Origin of the sequence: Proteus sp. LHD240705 (assembly GCF_047921555.1) — a bacterium.
In the GTDB taxonomy this organism is placed as follows: Bacteria; Pseudomonadota; Gammaproteobacteria; order Enterobacterales; family Enterobacteriaceae; genus Proteus.
On record NZ_JBLRMI010000023.1, the window covers coordinates 1 to 2,389 of the forward strand.

Sequence of the window (2,389 nt, forward strand, 5' to 3'; positions counted from 1 at the left end):
GTCTCTCAGACAAAACACCTTCGGTGTTGTCAGGTTAAGCCTCACGGTTCATTAGTACTGGTTAGCTCAACGTATCGCTACGCTTACACACCCAGCCTATCAACGTCTTAGTCTTAAACGTTCCTTTAGGTCACTCTAGGTGACAGGGAAGACTCATCTCGAGGCAAGTTTCCCGCTTAGATGCTTTCAGCGGTTATCTCTTCCGCACTTAGCTACCGGGCAATGCCATTGGCATGACAACCCGAACACCAGTGGTGCGTTCACTCCGGTCCTCTCGTACTAGGAGCAACCCCTCTCAATCTTCCAACGCCCACGGCAGATAGGGACCGAACTGTCTCACGACGTTCTAAACCCAGCTCGCGTACCACTTTAAATGGCGAACAGCCATACCCTTGGGACCTACTTCAGCCCCAGGATGTGATGAGCCGACATCGAGGTGCCAAACACCGCCGTCGATATGAACTCTTGGGCGGTATCAGCCTGTTATCCCCGGAGTACCTTTTATCCGTTGAGCGATGGCCCTTCCATTCAGAACCACCGGATCACTAAGACCTACTTTCGTACCTGCTCGAGCCGTCACTCTCACAGTCAAGCTGGCTTATGCCTTTGCACTAACCGCATGATGTCCGACCATGCTTAGCCAACCTTCGTGCTCCTCCGTTACTCTTTAGGAGGAGACCGCCCCAGTCAAACTACCCACCAGACACGGTCCCCGACCCGGATTACGGGCCTAGGTTAGAACATCAAACGTTAAAGGGTGGTATTTCAAGGTTGACTCCATGCAGACTGGCGTCCACACTTCTTAGTCTCCCACCTATCCTACACATCAAGGCTCAATGTTCAGTGTCAAGCTATAGTAAAGGTTCACGGGGTCTTTCCGTCTTGCCGCGGGTACACTGCATCTTCACAGCGAGTTCAATTTCACTGAGTCTCGGGTGGAGACAGCCTGGCCATCATTACGCCATTCGTGCAGGTCGGAACTTACCCGACAAGGAATTTCGCTACCTTAGGACCGTTATAGTTACGGCCGCCGTTTACTGGGGCTTCGATCAAGAGCTTCTCCCTAAGGATAACCCCATCAATTAACCTTCCAGCACCGGGCAGGCGTCACACCGTATACGTCCACTTTCGTGTTTGCACAGTGCTGTGTTTTTAATAAACAGTTGCAGCCAGCTGGTATCTTCGACTGGCTTCGGCTCCGTCCGCAAGGGACTTCACTTACCGCCAGCGTGCCTTCTCCCGAAGTTACGGCACCATTTTGCCTAGTTCCTTCACCCGAGTTCTCTCAAGCGCCTGAGTATTCTCTACCTGACCACCTGTGTCGGTTTGGGGTACGATTGTTGGTAACCTGAAGCTTAGAGGCTTTTCCTGGAAGCAGGGCATCAATTGCTTCACCACCTTAGTGGTTCGTCATCACACCTCAGCATTAAGTGACCGGATTTGCCTAATCACTCTGCCTACATGCTTGAACCGGGACGACCGTCGCCCGGACAACCTAGCCTTCTCCGTTCCCCCATCGCAGTTACCACCAGTACGGGAATATTAACCCGTTTCCCATCGACTACGCTTTTCAGCCTCGCCTTAGGGGTCGACTCACCCTGCCCCGATTAACGTTGGACAGGAACCCTTGGTCTTCCGGCGTGCGGGTTTTTCACCCGCATTATCGTTACTTATGTCAGCATTCGCACTTCTGATACCTCCAGCATACCTCACAGTACACCTTCGCAGGCTTACAGAACGCTCCCCTACCCAACAACACCTAAGTGTCGCTGCCGCAGCTTCGGTGCATGGTTTAGCCCCGTTACATCTTCCGCGCGGGCCGACTCGACCAGTGAGCTATTACGCTTTCTTTAAATGATGGCTGCTTCTAAGCCAACATCCTGGCTGTCTGAGCCTTCCCACTTCGTTTCCCACTTAACCATGACTTTGGGACCTTAGCTGGCGGTCTGGGTTGTTTCCCTCTTCACGACGGACGTTAGCACCCGCCGTGTGTCTCCCGTGATAACATTCTTCGGTATTCGCAGTTTGCATCGAGTTGGTAAGTCGGGATGACCCCCTAGTCGAAACAGTGCTCTACCCCCGAAGATGAGTTCACGAGGCGCTACCTAAATAGCTTTCGGGGAGAACCAGCTATCTCCCGGTTTGATTGGCCTTTCACCCCCATCCACAAGTCATCCGCTAATTTTTCAACATTAGTCGGTTCGGTCCTCCAGTTAGTGTTACCCAACCTTCAACCTGCCCATGGATAGATCACCGGGTTTCGGGTCTATACCCTGCAACTCATTCGCCCAGTTAAGACTCGGTTTCCCTACGGCTCCCCTATTCGGTTAACCTTGCTACAGAATATAAGTCGCTGACCCATTATACAAAAGGTACGCAGTCACCCCAT

1 rRNA gene is annotated in these 2,389 nt (G+C 52.4%); it reads right to left on the reverse strand.

The annotated features are described in order from the left end of the window. Positions 1-30: 30 nt before the first annotated feature. Positions 31-2,389: ribosomal RNA gene (locus ACNART_RS17770) — 23S ribosomal RNA — on the reverse strand; the annotation flags it as partial.